General features: G+C 59.3%; 14 protein-coding genes. 6 read left to right on the top strand and 8 right to left on the bottom strand.

The annotated features are described in order from the left end of the window. Positions 1 to 272: 272 nt before the first annotated feature. Positions 273 to 614, bottom strand: a complete 342-nt coding sequence (locus FJ320_11095; GenBank protein MBM3926503.1) for a nuclear transport factor 2 family protein — start codon at positions 612 to 614, stop codon at positions 273 to 275. A gap of 276 nt (positions 615 to 890) precedes the next feature. Here FJ320_11095 and FJ320_11090 point away from each other — a divergent pair, with 276 nt between their 5' ends. Continuing rightward, positions 891 to 2,201, top strand: coding sequence for an amidohydrolase family protein (locus FJ320_11090; GenBank protein MBM3926502.1), 1,311 nt, complete (start codon positions 891 to 893; stop codon positions 2,199 to 2,201). 242 nt (positions 2,202 to 2,443) lie between these two features. Here the strand turns inward: FJ320_11090 and FJ320_11085 are convergent, their stop codons facing one another. After that, positions 2,444 to 3,691, bottom strand: a complete 1,248-nt coding sequence (locus FJ320_11085; GenBank protein MBM3926501.1) for an MFS transporter — start codon at positions 3,689 to 3,691, stop codon at positions 2,444 to 2,446. 260 nt (positions 3,692 to 3,951) lie between these two features. On the opposite strand from FJ320_11085, the gene FJ320_11080 reads away from it, so the two are divergent. Continuing rightward, entirely contained in the window at positions 3,952 to 6,540 is a 2,589-nt protein-coding gene (locus FJ320_11080; GenBank protein MBM3926500.1) for a M1 family metallopeptidase, read from the top strand. A 356-nt stretch (positions 6,541 to 6,896) separates the two neighbouring features. Here the strand turns inward: FJ320_11080 and FJ320_11075 are convergent, their stop codons facing one another. The 3 genes from FJ320_11075 to FJ320_11065 all read right to left on the bottom strand — a co-directional run bounded on the left by FJ320_11075 (position 6,897) and on the right by FJ320_11065 (position 11,007). Continuing rightward, positions 6,897 to 8,798, bottom strand: a complete 1,902-nt coding sequence (locus tag FJ320_11075; GenBank protein ID MBM3926499.1) for a S9 family peptidase — start codon at positions 8,796 to 8,798, stop codon at positions 6,897 to 6,899. A gap of 81 nt (positions 8,799 to 8,879) precedes the next feature. Further along, positions 8,880 to 9,800 (bottom strand): polysaccharide deacetylase, encoded by a 921-nt coding sequence (locus tag FJ320_11070; protein ID MBM3926498.1) that lies wholly within the window; start codon positions 9,798 to 9,800, stop codon positions 8,880 to 8,882. A 280-nt stretch (positions 9,801 to 10,080) separates the two neighbouring features. After that, on the bottom strand, positions 10,081 to 11,007 hold the full coding sequence (locus tag FJ320_11065) for a polysaccharide deacetylase (GenBank protein ID MBM3926497.1): 927 nt from the start codon (positions 11,005 to 11,007) through the stop codon (positions 10,081 to 10,083). Positions 11,008 to 11,638: 631 nt separating this feature from the next. Here FJ320_11065 and FJ320_11060 point away from each other — a divergent pair. The 4 genes from FJ320_11060 (at position 11,639) to FJ320_11045 (ending at position 14,400) form a co-directional block, all read left to right on the top strand. Continuing rightward, positions 11,639 to 12,664 carry a hypothetical protein gene (locus tag FJ320_11060; GenBank protein ID MBM3926496.1) on the top strand — a complete coding sequence of 342 codons (1,026 nt, stop codon included), beginning with the start codon at positions 11,639 to 11,641 and terminating at the stop codon, positions 12,662 to 12,664. A gap of 102 nt (positions 12,665 to 12,766) precedes the next feature. Further along, on the top strand, positions 12,767 to 13,831 hold the full coding sequence (locus tag FJ320_11055; GenBank protein MBM3926495.1) for a hypothetical protein: 1,065 nt from the start codon (positions 12,767 to 12,769) through the stop codon (positions 13,829 to 13,831). Between the two features lie 14 nt (positions 13,832 to 13,845). Continuing rightward, positions 13,846 to 14,133: a hypothetical protein gene (locus FJ320_11050; protein ID MBM3926494.1), complete on the top strand. Its 288-nt coding sequence runs from the start codon at positions 13,846 to 13,848 to the stop codon at positions 14,131 to 14,133. A 39-nt stretch (positions 14,134 to 14,172) separates the two neighbouring features. Beyond that, positions 14,173 to 14,400, top strand: coding sequence for a hypothetical protein (locus FJ320_11045; protein ID MBM3926493.1), 228 nt, complete (start codon positions 14,173 to 14,175; stop codon positions 14,398 to 14,400). A gap of 56 nt (positions 14,401 to 14,456) precedes the next feature. Here the strand turns inward: FJ320_11045 and FJ320_11040 are convergent, their stop codons facing one another. From FJ320_11040 to FJ320_11030, 3 genes are all read right to left on the bottom strand, one after another. Then, a complete protein-coding gene (locus FJ320_11040; GenBank protein ID MBM3926492.1) occupies positions 14,457 to 15,371 on the bottom strand; it encodes an aldo/keto reductase in 915 nt (304 codons plus the stop codon). 107 nt (positions 15,372 to 15,478) lie between these two features. Then, entirely contained in the window at positions 15,479 to 16,471 is a 993-nt protein-coding gene (locus FJ320_11035) for a hypothetical protein (GenBank protein ID MBM3926491.1), read from the bottom strand. A gap of 53 nt (positions 16,472 to 16,524) precedes the next feature. Beyond that, positions 16,525 to 17,532: a 6-bladed beta-propeller gene (locus FJ320_11030; protein ID MBM3926490.1), complete on the bottom strand. Its 1,008-nt coding sequence runs from the start codon at positions 17,530 to 17,532 to the stop codon at positions 16,525 to 16,527. Between the last annotated feature and the right edge of the window lie 256 nt (positions 17,533 to 17,788).

Genomic DNA, 17,788 nt, shown 5'->3' with positions numbered 1-17,788 from the left:
AGGGGTCTTTTCTGCCCCCCCCCTTCTCCTATTGCAAAGGAGAAGGGGGGGGGATAGAGCCTGCCCTGAGCTTGTCGAAGGGGGGTGATGAGGTGATCCTTTTATCTCTTCCCCTTCCAGCAGGCTGTACTCAGTCCCGATGCAGTCGGGGAAGGGGATTAAGGGGATGGTATCCCGCTCATGACCAGGAAGGTGTTGTACATTACTCGTTTAACGTAGATAGGATCAAAGGTTGAAGACTTTTCGTGGCGAGATGGTGGTCTCTCTGTCTCCTACCCCTTTACATAAGACAGCTTCTCCGCCACCTTCCCATCCCCCACCCGAAACACATCCACCCACCGCACCACACACCGGTCCCCCGCCGCGAACATCTCCTCCGTCTCAAATCGCGCGTCGGGCGACGACTTGAAAAACTTCTCCCAAAACGCCCTCACCTCCTCCTGCCCCTCATACCGAGGCCCATCCGGCGGCGGGTTCGTGCTCTCGAACACACAGTCCTCCGTCATCAGCGCCATCACCCCGTCCACGTCATGCCTGTTGAACGCCTCATTAAACCGCTCAATCACATCCCTCGTCTCCGCCGTGCTTCGGTCCTCTCTAGTCTTCCCCTTCATATCCTCACCTCCAAGGTAATGCCCAACAAAGCCTGCTGATGGGAACAATATACACAACTTTTCAGGCATATAGTCTTCAACTTGTTGGTAAGCTTATGCCATGCAGCCGTCTCAGTATACGCTGCAAAGCCGCCGAGGAAGCCTATGCCGCCCCAATGTATCGGGGCGGTAGGGTACCAACCTGCCATCAGGGGACGGAACGCCGCCCCTCCCTGCTGACAAACCTCCCCCCATCCCCTAAAATGGCGCCCATCCACAGTACCCCGGAGGAGCGCCATGCAGTACATACCCCAGACCACCGTCATCAAGGCCAAGGCCGTCATCGACGGCATCAGCAGCCGTCCCCTCGCCAACGCCTCCGTGGTCATAGAAAAGACCAAAATTAAAGAGGTCGTCCCCGCAGGCAAGCCCGTGCCGGAAGGCCCCCACATCCGCACCCTGGACTACTCCAGCAGCTATCTGCTCCCTGGCTTCGTCGATACCCACATCCACCTCATCTACGGTGTCTATGGCGCCACTTACGAGGATGTGATGTTCAACGACTCCGACGACATTATGCTCCTCCGCGCCGCCCGCAACGCCGGCGTCCACCTCCGGTGCGGCGTCACCACCCTTCGAGAGAACGGTGCCCGAAACAAGATCACCTTCAACCTTCGAGAGGGCTGGCGTCGCGGCTATCTCAAGTCTCCACGACTCTACCTCTGCGGCCGGCCCGTCACCCTCACCGGCGGCCACTTCTGGTGGTGCAACCAGGAGGCCGACGGGACCGATGGCGTCCGCGCCGCCGTCCGCGCCCTCGTCAAGGACGGGGCCGACCATATCAAAATCATGGCCTCCGGCGGCGGAACCGCCATCACAGACAACCGCAAGCCCTCCTATTCCGTTGAGGAGCTTCGCGCCATCGTGGACGAGGCCCACAACCTCGGCAAGAAGACCACCGCCCACTGCCTTGCCACAAAGAGCCTGGAAAACGCCCTGGACGCCGGCGTCGACATGATCGAGCACGCTGGCTTCCTGGAACCAGATGGCACCTATAAGTACTACCCCCGCATCGGTGAGCGCATCGCCAAGCAGGGCGTCTACGTCTGCCCCACCGTCCAGACCGGCTACCGGCAGCGCGAGGTCCTCCTCGCCAGGCAGGCCGAATCCCCTTTGTCCGCCGCCGATATGAAGCGCCTCGACGGCCTCAAGGCCAAGTGCGAAAGTCAGCTCGAGTTCGTCGGACGCATGTGGAAGGACGGCATCAAAATCGTCTCCGGCACCGACGCCATCCAGATCTTCGGCGAATACACCCTCGGCCTGGAGCTCCACGCGGAGGCCGGCATGAGCAACATGGACATCATCAAGACCTCCACCTACGAAGCCGCCCGATGCATGGGCATCGAAGGCCTGGTCGGCGCCATCAAGCCCGGCCTGGAAGCCGACCTCCTGGTGGTGGACAACGACCCCCTAAAAGACATGAAAGCCCTCCGCAAAATGACCATGGTCATGCAAGCCGGTGAGGTCATCTCCTTCGACAACTACCCCTACGCCAACTCCCCCACCGAGAACAGAGGCCACACAACCCTTTTCAACATCCGCAGCTAGGTGGCGGTAACGTCATTTCGACTGAAGCATGCCCTGAGCGTAGTCGAATGGGTGGAGATACCTCAACGTGCCGCCCGCCACCATTACGCTTGATGCTGACCACCCACGCTTCTCTTTGTCATCCTGAGCGCCAGCGAAGGATCTAATCGACGTGTCCGCTGTCGCGCCCCGTTATTATCTCTATCCCGTCCGCCAACAATGTAGGGGCGAGGTCACCTCGTCCTTCCCTATCTTCCCCTTCCTCATCCCGTCCCCTGGGCCGCGCGGGAGGCCCTCCTCCCCGGCCCCGTCTCCGGCAATAGCACCCCCACCACCAATAACCCGAACGCCAGCCCCGCCCACACTGAAAACGACGGTGCGTAAGACCCCATCGCGTCCGTCATATACCCCACCGCCACCGGCGACGTCATCGCCATCCCATTCGCCATCATGTAGATAATCGACCAGCTCACCGCCACCGACGACTCCGTCGCCCCCTTCACCTCCATCGGCACCGTCAGCATCACCGGGAAGTAGGCATAGCTCGCCACCCCCAGCACCAGCAGCGACGCCACCGTCAGCGCGTCGCTGTCGAATAGGAACGTCCCAAACCCTGCCAGCCCCAGAATGCACCCGGGCACGATGAAGAAGGGCCGTCGAAGCCCCACCCTCGCGCTCAGGAACCCGCCTCCCAGCGTTCCCACCAGCCCCGTCAGTGGCACAAGCCCCACAATGAACCCCGCCTCCGTCAGCGACATCCCCCGCTCCTGGTTATAGAACGTCGGCAGCCACGTCACCAGCGCCGCGTACTGCGCGTAGGACGCCCCGTCCGCAAACCCCATCAGCAACGTCACCCGGTTCTTCAGCGCCGACCCCAACCCCTTCAACGACAACGCCCCAGCCTTCGCCTCGCCCGACGACGGTACCCTCGCCAGCGCCAGCCATGCCAATCCCCCCGCCACCATCACCACCCCCATCAGCGACAGCGTGTCCTGCCACCCGATTTGCAATGCTATCGGTGCCGCCAGGAACGTCCCCAGCATATTCCCCGCCGTGAACGCTGACGCTATCACCCCGTTCACTACCGGCATCTCCCGACTGCTAAACGTCCGCATGAGTATAGGCGCCGTAGCCGGGAACAACAGCGCGAACGCCACCCCAAACACCGCCCTCAGCCCCAGCGCCGCCCCAAAGCTGTCCAGCGCCGACGTCAGTGCCATGCAGCCGCACAGCACCCACAGCGCCCCCACGTACGGCTTCAGTGACACCCGGCTGGCCAGGATAGCCCCGGGAAGAATGCACACCCCGTGCAGCACAATCACCAGCGTCACCAGCAGCCCCGCCTGCCCCCGGCTCACCCCGTAGTCGTCCCGAATCAGCGGTAGAATCGGCCCCACGGCGGCAAAGTTGACCCCGTAAACCAGGTTGAACAGCGCCAGCAGCCCGCCAATCACCCACCTCTGCCCCCTCCTCGACGCTGCGTGCACTATCGGCTCATTGATAGCGGTCATAGGAGTCTAATCTAGCGGCTTTACCGCCCAATGCAAGCGTCCTTTGGTGTGGCAGGGTAGCGATATACGTCATTTCGAGCGTAGTCGAGAAACCTCAGCATCCCGTCCGCTGACATTACCCCTCATATCGTCGTCGACGCCTTCCCATCCCGCCCATTTCCACACCCCATACCCCCCTTACCTCGCATCCTTGGCGTATGCCATCCCTCGATTGTAAACTTATCCTTTAAGGCCCCCGCCCCCACCTTAAAGGAGACCACATGCAGTCCCCCACAACCTACCGCCTTCCCTCCGACGTCAGACCACTCCGCTACAACCTAGCCCTCACCCCCAACCTCGACAACTTCACCTTCGAAGGCGAAGCATCTGTAGACCTCGTCATCGATAAGCCCGCCAGCGTAATCAAACTCAACGCCATTGAACTGAAAATCGCCGGCGCCTCCGTTAAGGGCAAGGACGGCGTCTCTGTAAAAGCCCAGTCCATTATCGTAGATGAACATTCCGAGACCGCCACCCTCACCTTCCCACGCGACCTCCCCAAAGGCACTGCCACCCTCAAAATGCGATTCACCGGCATCCTTAACGACCAGCTACACGGCTTCTACCGCGTCCTCTACACCCGCGCCGACGGCTCCGAAGGCCGTATGGCCTGCACTCAGTTCGAGGCCACCGACGCCCGCCGCGCCTTCCCCTGCTGGGATGAGCCCGCCGCCAAGGCCACTTTCAAACTCACCCTCAATATCCCCCAGGAACTCACCGCCATCTCCAACACCTTCATAGAACGCGAGAAGCCTCTCCCCGGCGGCATGAAGTCCGTTACTTTCTACGAGACTCCCAAGATGTCCACCTATCTCCTGGCTTTTGTAGTAGGCGACATGGCCCGCGTCGAGAAGAAAGCCCCCAACGGCACCTTGGTACGCATCTGGGCCACCAAGGGCAAGGAAGAGCAGGGCCGCTTCGCCCTGGACACCGCCGTCCGCCTTCTCGACTACTATAACGGCTACTTCGGCATCCCTTACCCCCTGGAAAAGCTCGACCACATCGCCGTCCCGGACTTCGCCGCCGGCGCCATGGAGAACTGGGGCGCCGTCACCTACCGCGAGACCGCCCTCCTCTACGACCCCCAAAACTCCGCTGCCAACACCCAGCAGCGCATCGCCGAGGTCGTGGCCCATGAAATGGCCCACATGTGGTTCGGCGACCTGGTGACGATGGAATGGTGGGACGCCCTCTGGCTCAACGAGAGCTTCGCCTCATGGATGGGCAACAAGGCCGTCGATGCCCTCTTCCCAGGGTGGGATATGTGGACGCAGTTCGTCTACCAGGAGACCAACGGCGGCCTCGCCCTCGACAGCCTCGCCAACTCCCACCCCATCGAAGTCCCCGTCAACAACCCCGCCGAAATCGGCGAAATCTTCGACAGCATCAGCTACAACAAGGGCGGCGCCGTCCTGCGAATGTTGGAGCGCTATCTCGGCGAGGACACTTTCCAGCAGGGCATCCACATCTATCTCTCTGCCCACCAGTACGGCAATGCCCGCACCCAGGACCTCTGGACCGCCCTGGAAGAGGCCTCGGGCCAGCAGGTAACGCCCGTCATGGACTCCTGGATTAAGCAGACCGGCCATCCTGTCCTGGATACTAAAGTCTCTCGCCGTTCTAATCAGGCCAAAGTAGACCTCTCCCAGAAGCGGTTCCTCTATAAGAACATCCTGGGTGACGATGCCAACGGTTCCCTCTGGCAAGCCCCGGTTTCCATCGCTGCCCGCGGCCAGGGAAGCGCCGCCAACACCCTTCTGGCCCGCAAAACCGACACCATCAGCATCAAAGACATCGCCGCCGCCGACTGGGTCAAAGTCAACGCCGGCCAGACCGGCTTCTATCGCGTCAACTATACCAATGCCGAATGGGACCGCCTCCGCCAGGCCGTCGAAAGCCTCCAGCTCCCCGCCACCGACCGCCTCGGCCTCCAGAACGACGCCTTCGCCCTAAGCCGTGCCGGCCTCCTCCCCGCCAGCAAGTTCCTGGACCTCGCTCGCGCCTACCGGCAGGAGAGCCACTACTCCGTCTGGGCCGATCTCGCCTCCAACCTCCGCGAGTTCGAGGGCCTTATCTCCGAGCAGCCCTACCTGCCCCAATTCGAAGCCTTTGGTCGCGAGCTCTTCTCCGATGTCGTCCAGCGCATCGGCTGGGACGCTGGCCCAAACGAGGAGCACCTCGACCAGCTCCTCCGCAGCACCGTCCTCCTCCGCGCCGGCGCCTACGGCGACAAAGCCGTCCTCCGCGAGGCCCGCCGCCGCTTCGACGACTATCTCTCACTCCCCTCCTCCCTCAACCCCAACCTCCGCGACGTCGTCTTTGCCCTCACTGCCCAGCAGGGGGACGCCGCCACCTATGACGCTATGCTCGGTCAGTACCGCGCCGCCCAGCTCCACGAGGAGAAACTCCGCTTCCTCCGCGCCATGGCCCGCTTCCGTCAGCCCAACCTCATACAGCGCCATCTAGACTTAACTCTCTCCAGCGAGGTCCGAGTCCAGGACACCGTCTCCATCGTGGTCTCCATAGCCGCCAACCGCCGCGGCCAGGACCCCTCCTGGCGATTCGTCAAAGACAACTGGGCTGAGTTCGACCGCCGCTACGGCGCCGGCGGCTTCGCCCTCATGCGCCTCGTCTCCATCACCGGCGGCTTCAACGCCCTGGACAAGGCCGATGACGTGGACAATTTCTTCAAATCCCACCCCTGCGCCGCCGCCGCCCGCACTATCAAACAAAGCCTGGAACGCATAAAAGTCAACCACGCCTGGCTCCAAAAATACGGCGCAGAAATCGCCCTATGGTTCTCCAAATGAGGATTGTCATCCTGAGACGCAATCGAAGAATCTCATCGCCGTGACTGTTGCCACACTCCATCTTGTTGTAGATGGAAATGATTTGTCATTCCGAGCGGAGTCCTGATGTACTCATCGGGACGTAGTCGAGGAATCTGTTTTGACCGCAACCTCGCTCCCGCTTCTTGTTACACAGCGCCTCAACTTGTGTAGGGGCGAGGTCACCTCGCCTTCCCTCGGTAAACCCTAGCCCACAATACGTGCATCAGGACCACCTGCCGTTGCTCTCCTGACGACAACAACCAAGTCTCAGGCATCACCCAACAAAAAAGGGCCCGCCCCCACTGACCTCAGCGAGAGCGGGCCCCTAATTCCCCTTAAACCCCCGTGAACTTCTTGAAATGCGCCGCCATCCTCCGCATCACGTCCGCCAGCGTCTCCGGCCTCCAGTGGTACCAGCCGTGGTACTCGTCGTTGTACTGGATGTACTCCATATGCTTTCCCTTTTCTTTGAAGACGCGGAACAGGTCATCCATCATGGATATCCGCACCCCGTCCCGGTCTCCCCAGAACACCAATAGCGGCGTCTTCACCTTATCGACGTTGTAGAAGATAGACCGGCCCATCCAGTGCTCCGGCGCCATGTCCGGTCCGCCCCTGTCTCCCGCCACCACATCCCCATGCACCGGCTTCGATGCCCCCGTCTTCATCCGGTACGAGTGTATTAAGTCCGTCGACCCGTAGAAGGGCACCGCAGCCTTCAGCAAGTCCGGGTACCGATACACCGTTACGAAGGTGAAGAACCCGCCCGTCGACCCGCCCTGCTGCACCACCTTGTCCTTGTCCACCAGCCCCTGCTCGATGAGCCTGTACGCCGAATACGCGAAGTCGTCCACGTCCCCGCCGCCCCAGTCGCCGTAGTTCAGGAACTCGTACTGCTTGCCCAGTCCGCCGCTGCCCCTCACCTGCGGGCACACCACCGAGTATCCTCTATGCAGCCAGTACTGGATGATAGGGTAGAACCCGTTAACGTGCAGCCCCTTGGTGTTGGCGCGATTATATATGACCAGCGGCGTCTTCTTATCGCCCGCTCCGTTAGGTCTATACAGCCACGCCGGCACCTCCAGGCCATCCTTGCTCTTGTATTTGATAAGCTTAGGCTCCACAAAAGCGAAGTCCTTCAGCTTCGACGGCATGTGGTCTGTGATCTGCTTCGCCTCGCCGCCCTCCGCGGATATCATCCACAGGTCGGAGCAACGCTTGTGGTCCATGTACGTGAACACAATGCTCTTCGAGTCCGGCGTCCACCTGAAAGACCCCCGCGCCTGGTAGGCGGTGATGCCTCCGTGCACGCCGGGCTTATTGGTCAGCTGCACCGGCTTCCCCGACCCGTCCGCCCTCACCTTCATAAGCTGGAAGTTCCATCCCATATTCGCCACGTACGCAATCCACTGCCCGTCCGGTGAGTACTGCGGGTTGTACTCGTCGTACTCGCCGCCGGTCAGGAACGTGGTCTTCTTCGTCGCGACATCGATAACCCCCACCTTCCGCCAGTTGTTGCGGTCGCTGGTGAACACCAGCTTCTTCCCGTCCGGCGACCACCTAGGCCGGTAGTCATAGTGCTCGTAGGTGTTCGGCGTCATGTTGACGGCCTCGCCACCCTCCGACGGCGCAATCCAGCAGTCCATCCGCTTGAAGTCCGCGTGCCCCGACCTGTCCGACATGAACGTGACCCACTTCCCGTCCGGCGACACCCACACGTCCGTCGAGTTCGCCTCGTCGTCAGTGACGTATCTGACTCGTATCTTCCCGTTGGGGATATCGGTGGGCACCGAGGCGACTTGCATAAATCCGTTGGCCCCCGGCCGGATGAAAAATATGCGCTTCCCGTCCGGCGACCACCTCAGGAACTCGTGCCCGCCCGACGGCCCGTTGCCATACGTCAGGTTTATCGGCGGCTCGGAGCCGTCCGCCCGCACCTTGAAGGCGTTCCCCCGGCAGTAATACGCGATCCACTGCCCGTCCGGCGACCACGACGGCCCCAGCGCCTCTTCCGGGTACATGGCGACGATGCGCTTCTTGTTCTTCCCGTCGATGTCGCAGGTGTAGATGTCATATCCGCCGCTTTCGGCGGAGACGTAGGCCAGCTTCTTGCCGTCCGGCGACAGGTCGAACTGCTCGACTTTGGCGTTGGTCTGCGCCAGCAATTCGATTAGCGGGTCGTCGGGAAGCTGCGGCGCCTCGCTAAACGTGGCGCCTCGATTGAAATGGGCAGGCATGGCTGACTCCTATCTAAGGTTTGGCGGTATTCTAGCACCGCCTCTCAGCCTCCGATAGAAGGGGCATCCAGCCCCGCCACTCTACCTCTTCGTCTGCTTCTTATGCCACTCCATAATCTCGCTCCCCGTCGCCGACCACACCCCCTCCCGACCCGCGATGTACCCCAGCGCCTCGTCCAGCAGCTTGTAGCGGAAGGGCTGGCCGGAGAGCCAGGGGTGGAGGTTGATGCCCAGGACTCGGCCGCTCTTCTCGCCCTCTCGATACAGCACGTCGAAGCTGTCCTTGATCATCTGGGTGTAGATGTCGTAGTGGACCCGCTTGTACCAGTGGTTGAAAGTGTCGTCCAGGTCCATGGACAGCGGCAGGCTGTACATCTCCCCCTTGGGCGCCTTCATCGCGTAAGGCTGGTCGTCGTTGGGCCAGTCCAGGTTGTACTTGATGCCCATCTCTGCCAGGATAGCGTTAGTCCGCTCCGACTCCCCGTACTCCGCCCCCAGCCATCCTAGCGGCTTCGACCCCGTGGCCTTGGCGACGGTGTCTATGGATGTCTTCAAATGCTCCCTCTCCTCCGACTCCGACATCTTGGCGCTGACCATCTGGTTCACCGCCACCCCGTGGGCAATGAACTCATATCCTCGCTTCTTGCACTCGTTAATCAGGTATGGATAGTTGCCGGCTATAGAGGAGTCTATTGCAACGGTCGCCTTGAACCCGTACTTGTCCAGCAGCTTCATCAGCCGGAATATGCCCACTCTATGCCCATACTCGCGCATCGAGTACGTGATAACGTCCGGGAAAGGTCTCCCCGCCCCCGACACGCCCCCCGGCAGCTCCGGCGATTTATATCCTTCCGGCGGCAGCTTCCACTGCCAGTGCTCTACGCTCAAGACAAGGAACAGCGCCACCCGCGCGTTCCCAGGCCACGTCAGCTTGGGCCTCGTCGCAATCGGCGACCAATCGAAATACGGGTTGTCCAGTCCGGGCTTTCTCTCTGCGGGCATTGTCTTCTCTCCTTAGGAGCTTGGAGCTAATTGAGATTAGATGCATGTGGGAGGGATTGACCACTACCAAGAAAATCCCTTCTTGCCTTAATGACGGCTGTTGCTAATTGAGATGACGCTTATCATATGTATGCCTTCTTTTACCTCTTCTCCCCCTTGATGGGGGAGAATAGAAGAGAGGGTGAAACACTAGCTCTACAATCCTTTATCAATGTCACCTGCCACTAGCCTCATCCCTTCTCTTCCCATATTCAGCTCGGGATAACTAGCATCACCTACCCTAAGCGGCGCGCTCGGCCACGGGCGATTTCTTGCTCTTCAGGTGCTTCACCATCATGTCGTGGTAGTTGTCCATATAGTACTGCGCTATCTCGTCACCCGTGGTGTTCCACACCCCCGCGTGGGACAAAATGTAGTCCAGGATAGCGTCCAGGTACTTGATGCGGCTGGGCGCGGCGATGATGTACGGGTGCAGCGACAGGCATATCGTCCGCCCGCTCTCGGCGCCTTCTTCATAGACGATATCGAACTGGTTTTTGAGGCTCTGGTACCAGTACTCGGGCGTGCAGCCAAACCGATTGTACGTGCCGTCGTTGATGTCGATAGCGTAGGGCATCGATATGAGGCGGCCGCTCTTGACCTTCAGAGGGAAAGGTTGATCGTCGTGGAACCAGTCGGCGTGGTAGATAAGGCCAGCCTCGGCCATCAGGTCCGGCGTGGCCTCGGTGGGCGATATGGCGGGGGTCAACATGCCCTTGAGCTGCTTGCCGGTGTGCTTCTTTAGCGTGTCGATGCAGTCCTTGTAGAAGGCGCGTTCTTCGTCCAGGGTCAGCTTGTTGAGGAAGCGAGTGTTGTAGATGCCGTGGGACATGTAGTCGTAGTCCCGCTTCACCATGGCCTTGGTGATGTCCGGAAAGTGCTCCAGCACGGCCTCGTTCAACGACACCGTGCATCGGATTTTGTGCGCGTCCATGACCTCCAGCATGCGCCAGAAAGCCACGCGGTTGCCGTAGTCTTTGTGGGCATAGCCGGAGACATCGGGGTGGGGAGTACGAGGCCACTGGTTGCGCCAGTCGGCCTTGGGCGGCAGGTACTCATAGTGTTCCATGTTGGGGGACACCCACAAGGCCACTCGAGCATTGTTGGGCCACTTGATAGCAGGACGGTCAAAGATAGGCGAATAGTCAAAGCGGTCTGGTTCTAGCATGAAGCGCCTCCCTTAAGGATGCGTTGGTTAGGTTCGGTCGGAAAGTGGGGCTATTGCATCAAAAAGGGAAGGCGGTGTCAATGAGCCTATTATCTTCCTGTCAAAGGGATGAGAATTACCCAGCATTATCCCCTCGTCGTAATCCTTTATACGTCCAGTAATAGCCTCCTGTACTTTTTATGCTCACATTCATATACTTCTCTGACAAAATACACTGAGTTGAGAGGCCACCATGAGGCCCTGGTATTTATTAATCCTTGTGCTTCTTGTGACAATTCTGTCCTTTGCCTGTAATCAAAAGGCGCAGAAGTCCGCTGTGGCGGAACCAACAGCCACGGCCGTAGCTACTCCCCAGCCCGTAGCCTATCTTAATCTTCCCCTTGTTTTCGATTCCGACCGACATTCGCTGGGGAGGTTGTTGTACCAAATTGATCTGTGGGCGGGCGCACAGCGCACAGTCTCGGGTATGGGTACTCATCCTCCCAGTGATTCGCATTTCAATGGCGGGTATTACCAATCGAATAACAGTGGAGATACCGAAATTCACCGATTTGGCACAGGAAATTGTAATGGTTGTAACTGACAAGATATCAACGTAACCAATTCGCGGGGTTTTGATGGGGAGGTCGCGGTGTCTTGTGCCGGGAACTGGGCGGCATTCACCTCTCTTCGTGACGGCAACGCAGAAATCTATGTGATGCATATAGGGACTAATCGTCAAGTGGGCCGTCTTACTAATGATCCGGGCCAGGACTCAAGGCCAGCCTGGTCACCGGACGGAACCAAGATGGCCTTCGCGTCTAATAGGGACGGCGATTTTGATATCTACGTCTTGGACGTTGCCAAGGGTAGAATAGTCCAGTTAACAAAAAATGACCACCTCCACGATGATTATCCCGCCTGGTCTCCCGATGGCACCAAGATCGCCTATTCAGCAGAGCCCGTCGGGACGCCGCCATTTGTTAGTACAATGGCGGGCGATATTGCGGTCATGGATTCCGCCGGCAATCATTTGTATTCGCTTTGGGCCAACTCTCTAAATAACGATTTCGACCCCGTATGGGTGGAGAATGGCAGATTCATTGCTTTTGTCTCCGATAGAGATGTACCTGGTGTAAACATACCTCGCAATAACAACATATGGCTAGCGGACGCGTCAAATCCCTCATCTCCTCCAGGGTATTTAGAGCCCCTCACCAACGATCCAGCCCAGGACCTGAACCCGTATTACTACTGCTCATCCGGGGTAAATCCTAATGCCCCAACTCCCTGGGTCTTCGTGACACCTACGCCTGTTACGCCGACAACCTTAATCCCTACCCCAACGCCCGCACCGACCCCAACTCCGTTCGTCGGCACCGTCACGCCCACTCCTTCTTACGGACACGTAGCTCCTACTGCAGGAACAACGATATTTATTGACCAACAGTCCAGCCAGGCTGGCAGCCAGGTGACCATTGTCATTGAGGGTCTACACCCAAACACCACTGCGTATCTGTGGTACGATGCAAATCATTTGGCGACGTCGGTGACCCTTTCGAACGGCGAAATAAAGTTCACCTTCCAAGTTCCCGTGACAGCAGGCCCCGGGAAACATGTTGTAGAAGTGATAGATGGCTACGGGGCGCGAGCGCTGATCGCGCATATAGTTCCTTGAGCAGGACTTGACCAGAAAGTATTGGCGAGCGCCAATAACGCGGGCGGGTGGGCAGGCTGGCGAGGGAGGTTGATACTCAGGCACAGGAGGGGCTGGTTTAAATTGTTGAATACCCTTGAGACCGAATGGAAAGACGCGGTGGACGCCATCGAGCGGTGTTATGCCTTGGGCTGGACCGATGGTCTACCCGTCGTGCCTCCGACGGTGGAAAGGGTGGAAGAGTTTCTAGCCTATGCGGCCAGGCCCGCCGATGAAGTGATAGGCCTCCTGGCGGAGCGCCGCCGCGAGGTTACGGTGGGCAAGGTCGCCGCCAACGCCATCATGGCCGGGTGCAAGCCGGAATACTTTCCCGTCGTGCTGGCTGTGTGTGAGGCCATCCTGGACCCCGCCTTTAACCTCATCGGCCCCTCATCCAGCCTGGGCGGCGCGGGTATTCTGGTCATCGTCAACGGGCCGATAGTAAAAGAGTTGGACATCAACTCTCGTAACAATCTCTTCGGCCCGGGCAACCGCGCCAACGCCACCATCGGAAGAGCGGTGCGATTGATTTTAATGAACACCTGCGCCGCCGTCCCCGGCCTCTTCGACCGCACCGTCCTGGGGCATCCAGGCAAGTATAGCTACTGCATCGGAGAAAACGAGGCCCAGACCCATTGGACTCCCCTCCACGTGGAGCGGGGATTCAAGAGGGATGAAAGCGCTGTGACCGTCTTCGCCGCGGAAGGGCCAAGACAGGTGCGGGCGACCCCAGACCCCGAAACTATGCTCTACGCCGCCGCCGACACCATATCCACCCTCGGCTCCTCCATGTCCACCTCAGGCTCCGTGGGCGATACTTCGTCGTCACTCATCAGGCAGGGTCAGGTAGCGGTGATCTTCGCCGGCGACAGCCAGGTATGGAAGGGCTGGAGTAAGGACGATGTCTGCCGTAGTCTCCACCCCAGGCTGCGGCGCTCCGCTGCGGACATCAAACGCGCGGGCGGGCTGCCCGGCCCGGTGCAGGCTGGAGACGAGTCAAAGTATCTGCCGCTGGTGGCCTCACCGGAGGATATACTGGTGGTGTACGCTGGCGGCGAAGAGGTCTCCCACATGGCGGTGATTCCTAGCTGGGGGCCAAAGGTTTCGTCGGTGGCGGTTACCAAAGTTATCAAACGCTCCGCCCGATAGGAGGCGCACAAAAGATGGGAAAGTATCTGTTGGTAGACCCTACTACGCAGCCCATGTCAGCCAGCTTCAAAGGCGCGCCCAGGCTTCGCGACCTGCGGGGCAAGCGGCTAGGCATGATTGACGACAGCAAGACCAACGCCAAAGAGCTTCTGGAAGACCTGGCGGCGCTTCTGAAGGGCCGATATGAAGTGCGTTTGGAGATGTACCATCGCAAGCCCTCCGCCTCCAAACCCGCCGACCCCAAGGCTGTAACCGACATGGCGAAAAAGTGCGACTTCGCCATCGTCGCCATCGGCGATTGAGGGTCCTGCAGCGCGTGCAGTGTGCACGATGGGATTCATGTGGAAAAGGCCGGAATACCGGCCGCGGTCATCTGCACCGACCGCTTTCGCACTACCGGCCAGGCCATGGCTAAAATGTGGGGCGCCCCCGAGTTCCCAACGATATACACAACGCATCCAGTAGGGACTCTAGACCGCTTAGCGTTAAAAAAGCGGGCTGAGGAGTTGGTTGAGCCTGTGCTGGCGGTGCTCACTGGGGTGGATGTAAAAGTGCTGAAGATTTCCTAAAAGTAAAGGGCCGTCCGTCTCGGCGGACGGCCCTCATATAGTCAAAAGTCTAGAGTCTACCCGCCGTGCTTCAGCCCTATATTAGCCAGGCGCTTTTTCGCCTCATCGTAGGTCTTCTTGGGTAGCGGCCCCTTCTCAGCGGCGGCCACGTTCTCCTTCAGGTGGTCCGGGTTCTGCGTGCCGACAATCGTTGTGTGCACATGGGGGTGGGACATGGTGAAACGCAGCAGGAAGGCGGTCCGGCTCTCGCCCTCGCCCCTAAGCTCGTCCAGCTTCGTCTGCTCGAAGATGTCCCATCGCTTCCCGCCGACGCTGAACCGCCGGGCCTCCAGCGCCGCCTTGGACTCCGGCTCCCCCTTCGCCACCCCGCCGCGAATAACCGTCCCGCAGCCGGCCTTGGACAGTTTGGTCAGCATGTCGTGGTGCTCAGGCTCCAGCGCCGAGTATGGGAGCTGGAAACCCTGCCACGCGCCGGTAGCCAGGTGCTTGTCCAGGTGCGGTATCACGCTGGACGCGCCGATGAATCGCGCCTTGCCCTGCTGCTTGAACTTCTGCATCTGCTCAATGGCGCCCTCCATCTGCACGTCCTCTGCGGTAGGGTTGTGGAGCTGCAGGAAGTCCACGTAGTCAGTCTTGAGGTTCCGCAGGCTCTCATCGAAGCAGTCGATCAAGTCCTGCTTCTTGTAAGAAGCGTACTTACCGGCGCTGCAATGGCCGTGGCCGGTCTTGGCCGCCAGGAAGTACTCCTTGCGGCGCTTCGATATGAACTTGCCCATCATCTCTTCGCTGCGCCCATAGCACCAGGCGGTGTCGATGAAGTTGATGCCGGAGTCCAGCACTGCGTTAAGGATACGTCCGGCATGTTCCTCGCTGGGCATTCGAGCGCGAGGGTCCTCAGACGCGACGCCCCGGACCTCCAGGGCCCCGTAACCCAACTGGGTTACTTTCATGCCTGTCTTTCCGAAGTCCATCTTTCTAATCATGGTCCCTCCCTATGTTCTAAGTGGTTTCGCAATATAAGGCCCCCCGAACCGTTCGGAGGGCCTTATAAACCTTCTCCGATTGTTAATTGCCGGCCCTAACTGCCTATGCCGGCCTGCTTCCTGGCTTGGCCGATGATGTCCACGCCCACCGTCTCGCTCCAGGCGGCCAGAAGCTGCTTGACCACGGGGCCTGGTGTGGGGCCGTCCAGCGGTCGGTTGTCTAGCTTCGACACCGGCAGCAGGCAGTGGCTGGTGCCGGACACAAAAGCCTCGTCGGCGTTATAGGCGTCGTAAAGCTGGAAGTCCTCGAACTCAATGGGAATGCCCAGGTTCTTGGCCAGCTTGGTGATGGCATTGCGGGAGATGCCCTGGAGAATTGCGCGGTCGCCGGCTGTCTTGATGACGCCATCCTTCACAATCCAGAAGTTAAAACCGGTGCCCTCCGCAATGTTCCCGTCCAGATCCAGAAGCACAGGCCAGGCTTTAGGGTCAACGTCCGTGGCCTCCAGGTCCGCCAGCACAAAGTTCATGCGGCTCTGGTGCTTGACCTTGGGGTCCAGTGAGTCCGGGTGATATGTGCGAGTGCGCGCGAATACTACGTGGGCGCCTTCTTTGTACAGGTGTGCGTAGCGCTTGAAGTTCATCGCCGCGCCGCCTATGAACACCGTAGGTTGCTTAGAGTTGTTGGCATCAACTACGTTGAAGCCGTGGCCTCGAGTGATGACCTGCCGTACCGTCATGTCGCTGCCCCGAGGGACCTTTCCCCAGTTCCGCTTCACCACCTCGTAGCTGATATCAGCCATCTCCTGTCGGGATAGCCCGGGATCTATTCGAGTAACTTTGAGGGAGCGCATGAGGCGGTCTAGGTGGCCGTCCAGGTCAAAGATTTTGCCGTTGAACGTCCTGTCTACCTCAAACACCGCATCGCCGAGGCGGAAGCCCCGATCGTCCAGTGAGATTTTGCACTCTTCCGTCGGTATCCATTCGCCGTTAAAGTAAGATACAAATGACTCAGCCATAGTGGCCTCCTTTTCTGCAGATGGGGGCATTATATTCGGGAACGCTGCATGGGTGTCAACTTGCCCCATGGAAAGTGCAGCGCCCCAACTTGTCGGGGCGCTGCTTATTCGTGCGATTTGCTCTACAGGGTGAACTGGGCTTCCTGGTGCTTTGGGTCCTTCTTGTATATTTGGACACGCATGTGCTGCGCCTCGGCTATGAAGACCCGATGCTGGTCGTCCACCAGAATGGCGGCGGGACGCCACAGGCGCCACATAGGCTCCAGGTCAGCGCGTTCCAACGCCTTCTTGACGTCAGGGTTTGCGTCTACACCCATCTTGGCCCACACCGAAAGGGTGTTGGCGTCGCCTAGGAGAGTAGTCAGGTAAGTGCCATCAGCTTCGAAGATGACCACGCGGTTGTTGCCCCAGTCGGCCACGTATACGTCGCCATCCTGATCAACAAAGACAGCGCTGGGGTGGTCAATCTCGCCCTTACCCTTGCCAGGTTTGCCGAAGGTCATCAGGTACTTGCCTTCAGGGCTGAACTTCTGCACGCGGCTGTTGCCCCAGTCCGCTACATAAACATTCGTGTCCTTGTCCAGAGCGATACCCCAGGGCATGTTTAGCTGGCCGTTGAGGTTTCCATGGACGCCGAACTTGGACAGAAATTTACCGCTCTTGTTGAACTTCTGCACTCGATGGTTCCGAGTGTCTACTATCCAGAAGTTGTCGTTCTTATCGACGGCGATGCCGCTGGGACCGGAAAACTCCCCGTCCCCCGAACCGCCCTTGCCCCACTGCGCCACGTATTTGCCGTCCTTGCTATACCCGACGATCTTATTGTTGGCCTGGTCGGTGACATAGAGGACTTCGTTCTTATCCGCCACCAGCCCGCCAGGCCATAGGAATTGGCCTTCTCCGCTGCCCGCCTGGCCTATGTCCATTATCCAGTCCTGCGTCCCAACGACGCACTTGGTGATGCGGCAGTTGGGCTGAGGCTCGTCTCCCCAGTTTCCAACGTAAAGGACGTCGTTGGCGCCGCGGGCCAGCCCTATGGGATGGCGAAAGCCTAGGGCTGAACGCGATATCTTGCCGATGTTGCTCACGTACGTGAACGCTCGGCCTGCTGCAATTGTGGTTACTGGCATACTCTAATTCTCCTGGTCTGTCATGTCCGAAAACTGCAGTACTTATATACATAAAAGCGGGCCGCCCTGTCAAAGTAGGGCGGCCCGCTCAATGTTACTTTAGCTCTAAGGAGAGCTTAACCGTCGTGTGCGGCTAGTTTACTTTCTGATAAAGGGGAGCTGCTCGAAAGCGCCGCCGACGACGGACTTGGAGTCCATCTTCATGTGCTGCTCCAAAAGGGAGGTGTAGAAGCCACGGAAGTCGTAATTGGGGGCC

It is taken from the genome of SAR202 cluster bacterium (assembly GCA_016872285.1).
Lineage (GTDB): Bacteria > Chloroflexota > Dehalococcoidia > Lucifugimonadales.
Note: the sequence above shows the minus strand (reverse complement) of the source record. Positions and strands in the feature narration are given on the sequence as shown.